The following is a 6,637-nucleotide window of genomic DNA, read 5'->3' as shown; positions in this document are numbered from 1 at the left end:
ACCGCTGCAGGTCGCTATCACCGGTTAAAGAAACACGGTAAGTACTTTGTTGAAAATCCTAATTGGAATGGTGCAGATCCGATTGCTGCGCATGATTGGTTGAAAACATCGTGGCAGCGCTTCCGTGCAGCTGCCGATAGAGCAGGGCTAACTTATTACGGTATGCGTGTTGTTGAACCTCACGTAGACGGCACACCACATTGGCATGGTGTTTTCTTCGTACCAGAAAACCAAGTTGAAGACTTTACCCAGCTATTAACTCAATATCAGCACCAACGTGATAACGATGAACTGTATACGCTTGATGGCGACCCAAAGTTAAAAGCAATGGAAGCGCGAGTTAAAATTGAAAAGGTCGATCGCAGTAAAGGTGATGCGGTTGCCTATATTGCTAAGTACATTTCTAAAAACATTGATGCACATAAGCTTGAAGGAAAAAAAGACTTAGATTCAGATCTAGTTGATTTGGTTGAAACCGTGACTAACGTTACCGCCTGGTCACGTGCATTCTGCTTTCGACAATTCCAATTCCAAAAAACACCATCGGTTACCGTATGGCGCGAACTTCGACGCATTGAGAAAGAGCAAGAGTTCTGCCTATTTGAAAAGATACGCCTTGCTGCCGACTGCGGTTGCTTTGCGTCTTACTTCAACTGGATGGGTGGACACCGCCTTAAACAACGTAATCGCCCGATAAAGCTATTCTACGAACGTTCAGAAAACCACTATCAAGAATTAGTTAAAAAGACAGCAGGTCTTACTGGTGTTGGTATTACCGTGTTAACGCGTGAGAAAAAGTGGGCATTAGTTAAAAAAGACGTGGGCACAAAAGATAACGTTACCAATGTTGTTCGCGCATTCACTCGACAGGTTGCCATTGCGACGAAGAAGAATAATAAGGTTACTCGGATTTTAGGGTCTTTGGGCTTTTTAGGTTTTAAGTCTTTAGGCACTGCTGAAAGCGGCGGGAGCCGTTTTCCTTGGACTAGTGTCAATAACTGTACGCTAGGTACAGTTCCATTGGAAAACACCTGTGTTCCAGATATTGAAACCAGAAATCAGAGAATAACGATGAATATTAAGTCGGTGATTCCAGTCCTAGGACAACAAATTGATAAGCCCCCTTAGAAGGTGAAGCAAAGTACGACTTAAACCAGAATTTTATTAGGGGAATATAGATGCGAGTTACTTGTAAGTTTTGTAAGGGAAAGGCACGTATTTCAAGTACAGATAAAGTATCAGTCGAGTTCACACGATTGTATTGTCAGTGTTTGGATGCAAAGTGCGGCCACACGTTCGTGATGGATTTAGGGTTTAGCCATACGTTGAATCCACCATCTAATATTGTTGATCAGTTATTGGTGGACAGAGTTAGGCAAATGCCAGTAGAAATACAGCGAGAACTGTTTGGTCTGGTTTAAATAACCGCCACTTACAATGTTAGCCCGAACAGCAGCGGCCAAAGACTTTCGACGCTGGGTATTGAATATCTTAGACAAAGAAACTAGCCCGCAACAAGTTAACCAATCCCAATCAATTGGCAGCATCATCTCCGAATTAAGTTTAGAATCTAGCATGACTTGCTATTTAATTACTGTTGATGATAACGGTGCTAAATTACAACCGATTGATATTAGTGGTAAGTCGTTAGTTGATGCTGAGGTAGCAAGGTAGTTAGTGCGTGATATGAACCAATTGTAACGACGTATGCAAGAAATGACTAAGCGCATGGGGATTTTAAGTGGTAATTGTGATGTGAAACGGTTGAGGAGGTTGATTGACTAGTCATGTGAAGATAGTTGATGTTGCTTGGCATATGACTGTGGTAGTAATATGCCAAACAATTATTTATCGGTATTTAACGTCAGAGAATACAACATTTGTTGTTGCACCAAATTTACTTTTATTCAATCGATATCGTAAATTCCATAATGCAACTCTTCGGTTTTTAATTTTAGGCCCGATCACGATTTCTGATTTATTTCTAAATAAAAATGGGGCTGTTTCACAATATAGCCGTCCAGGTTTACGTTTATCTAGCATTACATCATCTAAAGACATTGCTTGAATCGCACGAACTTCTCTTTCTGTTGAGTATTGCTCATCTTTGTATAGATACATGACCTCTAATAAAGTTGCATATAGGACATAATTTATTTCATTTTCAGTCTGAGCTCGTATACTACTATCCAATTTTTGTATTGCAGCTTCAATTTTATTTAGTGGTACGTTTAATTCTTTGATTGTGTCTAGTTTCTCTTTATCACTATAACAAACGCGAAATAAAACAGGTGTAGTATTAAGTTCAGTCTCTTGCTTATTATTTTGCTCTTCTTGTGAGCTTTTTATGCTTTTAGCTTTATGTTGAACAAAAGAGTCTAAGGCTTGTCGGCGGTAAAGTTCTTTCCCTTCATTAAGGGGGAATGTCGTAACAATGCTAAACCCATCTCCGTCATTACCATATGCCCGCCATAGGTCTAGACGATCGGATGACTCTGTAAAAGAAAGAGAATAGATAGAAGGTGGGACTGTATTGACAGTGTCTAATTCGTTTTCAAGTGCACTTTCTTTAAAAATATTATTTAGAAACGTACTAGATAACTCGGATGTAGAGTTAGCTAGATTTATCAATGAGCGACCTTCTGTTGGGTCGTTCATATAATCTACGTTATACAGTCTTAGGACATTAGCACCGTTTGATTCTTCAGGTAGAACATCTGGTAGGATACTTTCAATAGCTGTCCATGAAGTAAAATGAGCTAACGGCTTTTCATCGTTATAAATGTGACGTTCTTTGATAGATCTAATGACATCTTCTAATTCTGTGAAAAAATCTTCTAAAGGAGCTAATCCCTCATACTTATGAAATAATTGAACTATTAACTCATGAGGAATATATAAGGTAGATTTCTGATGACCTTTTTGTGCAGCCCTAGTGAATAATTCTGCTGCTTTTTTATAGTCTTGCACTTTACCATTTCTATATATTAAACCAAGTGCATACATGGATTCTATATTTCCTAGTTCAATCGCTCGTTCGAATAATGAAATAGATTTTTGTATATTTTGCTCTATACCATCACCGTCGTTATACATGATAGCAAGATTTAACGTGGCGCCTGAATGGCCTAGGTCAGCCGCTTTTTGGTATAAGTCAGCCGCTTTTTGCTTGTCTTGCTCTATACCATCACCGCTGTCATACATGATCGCAAGATTTAACGTGGCGCCTGAATGGCCTAGGTCAGCCGCTTTTTGGTATAAGGCAGCCGCTTTTTGCTTGTCTTGCTCTATGTCATCACCGTTGTCATACATGATAGCGAGATTGCACGTGGCGTCAGGATGGCCCAGGTCAGCCGCTTTTTGGTATAAGGCAGCCGCTTTTTGCTTGTCTTGCTCTATGCCATCACCGATGTCATACATGATAGCAAGATTATACATGGCGCCTAGATGGCCTAGGTCAGCCGCTTTTTGGTATAAGGCAGCTGCTTTTTGCTTGTCTTGCTCTATGCCATCACTGCTGTCATACATGATAGCAAGATTATACGTGGAGCCTGGATGGTCAAGGTTAGCCGCTTTTTGGTATAAGGCAGCCGCTTTTTGTTTGTCTTGCTCTATGCCATCACCATTGTCATACATGATAGCAAGATTACTCGTGGCGCCTGGATGGTCAAGGTCAGCCGCTTTTTGGTATAAGGCAGCCGCTTTTTGTTTGTCTTGCTCTATGCCATCACCGTTGTCATACATGATAGCAAGGTTACACGTGGCGCCTGGATGGTCAAGGTCAGCCGCTTTTTGGTATAAGGCCGCCGCTTTTTGTTTGTCTTGCTCTATACCATCACCGATATCATACATGATAGCAAGATTACACGTGGCGCCTGGATGGTCAAGGTCAGCTGCTTTTTGGTATAAGGCAGCCGCTTTTTGCTTGTCTTGCTCTATGCCTTCACCGTGGTCATACATGACAGCAAGATTGCACGTGGCGCCTGGATGATCAAGGTTAGCCGCTTTTTGGTATAAGGCAGCCGCTTTCTGCTTGTCTTGCTCTATGCCATCACCGTGGTGATACATGACTGCAAGATTACACGTGGCGCCTAGATGGCCTAGGTTAACCGCTTTTTGGTATAAGGCAGCCGCTTTTTGCTTGTCTTGTTCTATGCCTTCACCGTGGTCATACATGACAGCAAGATTACACGTGGCGCCTGGATGGTCAAGGTCAGCTGCTTTTTGGTATAAGGCAGCCGCTTTCTGCTTGTCTTGCTCTATGCCATCACCGATATCATACATGATAGCAAGATTACACGTGGCGCCTGGATGATCAAGGTTAGCCGCTTTTTGGTATAAGGCAGCCGCTTTTTGCTTGTCTTGCTCTATGCCATCACCGTGGTCATACATGACAGCAAGATTACACGTGGCGCCTGGATGATCAAGGTTAGCCGCTTTTTGGTATAAGGCCGCCGCTTTCTGCTTGTCTTGCTCTATGCCATCACCGTTGTTATACATGACAGCAAGATTACACGTCGCGCCTAGATGGCCTAAGTCAGCCGCTTTTTGGTATAAGGCCGCCGCTTTTTGCTTGTCTTGCTCTATGCCATCACCGTTGTTATACATGACAGCAAGATTACACGTGGCGCCTAGATGGCCTAGGTCAGCCGATTTTTGGTATAAGGCAGCCGCTTTTTGCTTGTCTTGCTCTATGCCATCACCGTTGTGATACATGACAGCAAGATTACACGTGGCGCCTAGATGGCCTAGGTCAGCCGCTTTTTGGTATAAGGCAGCCGCTTTTTGCTTGTCTTGCTCTATGCCATCACCGTTGTGATACATGACAGCAAGATTACACGTGGCGCCTAGATGGCCTAGGTCAGCCGCTTTTTGGTATAAGGCAGCCGCTTTCTGCTTGTCTTGCTCTATGCCATCACCAGTATAGAGATTAAATGCATAGTCATAAACTTCCTGTGCACTTATGTTATCAGGCTTATCTTCACTCATTTTAATTTAACTCGTTGTATGATTGTTATTAATTTCAATAATTTGAATTGTATATGAAATTTATAGGCGTACCTATAAATTTCACTCCTCTTCGCCTACCGCGTTTTCGCAATTTTCTGACGTTTTTGACATAAAGGTGGACATGCTGATATTACTTAAGCCTTATCTAGAAAGGATCTAAACGATCATTTAAAGATCGCTAATGTCAAAATTGTGACACCTTTTGTCACAGAATGACAAAGCATCTAGTGAAACGTTTAATAGAAAGTGATGCCGTCATGTTGAATGATATTTACACATATAGATTTGCCACATATGTTGTTATGGATAAATCTCACAAGAAGAACAGTGAACTTGTTTTATATACAGGTGTAATAGGATTTGGCCTATTTTACGAAATATATATGATTTATACTGCCAAATTATCTTTGTTTTACATTTATGGAAAATATAGTTGATTGAAATATAACAATTTATTCTCTTATCAATGTATTTATACAGGTCAATATAAATACAATTCTTGTTTTTCCCTCAGTTTTATTTGATTTTTAACCGCTATTTAACACTATCTATTTGTAATTAATAGTATATTTGGTACTGTTTATAATAATTAAATTAAACTGGAATTCACGTTATACGGAATTCCGTATAACAATCTGTTAAAGAGATTTATAGGTGTTTATGAAATTTCGATATTATTCATTCGTAGGAATATGGATGACTTTGCTCATTACTCTGGTTTTTGTGCCAACACATAGTCTTGAGATTCCATTATCTGTAAGAGCATCTTTCTCTTGGGGGGGGATTTTTTTCCTGCTCTTTTTGGTTTTTCGAAATTTGAACAAAGCTAGAGAAAAAGAATACGCAGAATTAAAAATCTATTTAAGGGATAAATTCAAGCCAAAAGTGCTTGTGGAAAGTACAACTACTCAGTGGCTCGTTCTTTCTGGAGGAGTCTGCTGGTTCCTCATTCTTATTTTTAAAGATACCTTAATCCCTCTACCTTTGTTTATCCTTGGGGGGACTTTAATGGTTTGGGGGTTGTCCAACTTCCTTGAAGAAAATGGCTTATATAATTTTTCAGAGTCTAGGCTGTCAAATAAATGGGTTTTAAGTGCAATAGGTTCGGTATTAATTTATTGGGCTGGCTTTAAAAGTGCAGGGCAAATAAATTCCGTCTTCAACGTTGACCCTGGTTTTTTCCCTTTTACGTTAACTGCAATGGTTGTATTTAACTTAGCCACACTGTTTTTTTTACTAATGATTCCTGTTTTCTTCATTTCTACTTTCGTTATGATTAAAAATTTCATTGGTGAAATTGTATGTAAAAAAATAAAGGTTGGACTGGCTATTTTTCCATTAATAATTATGTTCAGTTGTTATGCTTCGTTGTTTGGCGTGAAAATGCTGTCTCCTCAGGTGCAAAATGAAGTAACTAATTCTATTGCCTTGAAAACAGATTTCAACTCATCACATATTTGCAAGGGCGATTGGCTGAACGGCAAGCCTGTAATATTTATTGGCCCTAACTCTACACATGTTCTAGCACAGTCTAGGGTAACAAGTGATAAATATGATATTTTTAGGTGTACATCTCTTTAACAAGCGCTTTAAACGGAACTAAAACAGTTGGCTCAGTTCTACTTCG

The 6,637-nt window shown here is 40.0% G+C and carries 5 protein-coding genes; 4 read left to right on the top strand and 1 reads right to left on the bottom strand.

Annotated elements, in window-relative coordinates; all coding sequences use genetic code 11:
• From PE36_RS10575 to PE36_RS10565, 3 genes are all read left to right on the top strand, one after another.
• The coding region (locus PE36_RS10575; RefSeq protein ID WP_006032013.1) for a replication endonuclease at positions 1-1,128 on the top strand (1,128 nt) is incomplete at its 5' end.
• Between the two features lie 50 nt (positions 1,129-1,178).
• Positions 1,179-1,421, top strand: a complete 243-nt coding sequence (locus PE36_RS10570) for an ogr/Delta-like zinc finger family protein (RefSeq protein ID WP_006032012.1) — start codon at positions 1,179-1,181, stop codon at positions 1,419-1,421.
• Positions 1,422-1,437: 16 nt separating this feature from the next.
• Positions 1,438-1,674 carry a hypothetical protein gene (locus PE36_RS10565; protein WP_006032011.1) on the top strand — a complete coding sequence of 79 codons (237 nt, stop codon included), beginning with the start codon at positions 1,438-1,440 and terminating at the stop codon, positions 1,672-1,674.
• A gap of 174 nt (positions 1,675-1,848) precedes the next feature.
• Here PE36_RS10565 and PE36_RS24390 read toward each other — a convergent pair whose 3' ends face one another.
• Positions 1,849-4,989 carry a DUF2971 domain-containing protein gene (locus tag PE36_RS24390; RefSeq protein ID WP_006032010.1) on the bottom strand — a complete coding sequence of 1,047 codons (3,141 nt, stop codon included), beginning with the start codon at positions 4,987-4,989 and terminating at the stop codon, positions 1,849-1,851.
• A gap of 717 nt (positions 4,990-5,706) precedes the next feature.
• Between PE36_RS24390 and PE36_RS10555 the strand changes: the two genes are divergently transcribed.
• Entirely contained in the window at positions 5,707-6,591 is an 885-nt protein-coding gene (locus tag PE36_RS10555) for a hypothetical protein (RefSeq protein ID WP_006032008.1), read from the top strand.
• Positions 6,592-6,637: the final 46 nt, after the last annotated feature.

It is taken from the genome of Moritella sp. PE36 (assembly GCF_000170855.1).
Lineage (GTDB): Bacteria > Pseudomonadota > Gammaproteobacteria > Enterobacterales > Moritellaceae > Moritella.
This window is presented reverse-complemented; position numbering and strand designations above follow the sequence as displayed.

Excerpts from the sequence above, each read along its gene's own strand:
- PE36_RS10570 (WP_006032012.1), top strand. The coding sequence starts at position 1,179 with ATGCGAGTTACTTGTAAGTTTTGTAAGGGAAAGGCACGTATTTCAAGT.
- PE36_RS10565 (WP_006032011.1), top strand. The coding sequence starts at position 1,438 with ATGTTAGCCCGAACAGCAGCGGCCAAAGACTTTCGACGCTGGGTATTG.
- PE36_RS10555 (WP_006032008.1), top strand. The coding sequence starts at position 5,707 with ATGACTTTGCTCATTACTCTGGTTTTTGTGCCAACACATAGTCTTGAG.
- PE36_RS24390 (WP_006032010.1), bottom strand. The coding sequence starts at position 4,989 with ATGAGTGAAGATAAGCCTGATAACATAAGTGCACAGGAAGTTTATGAC.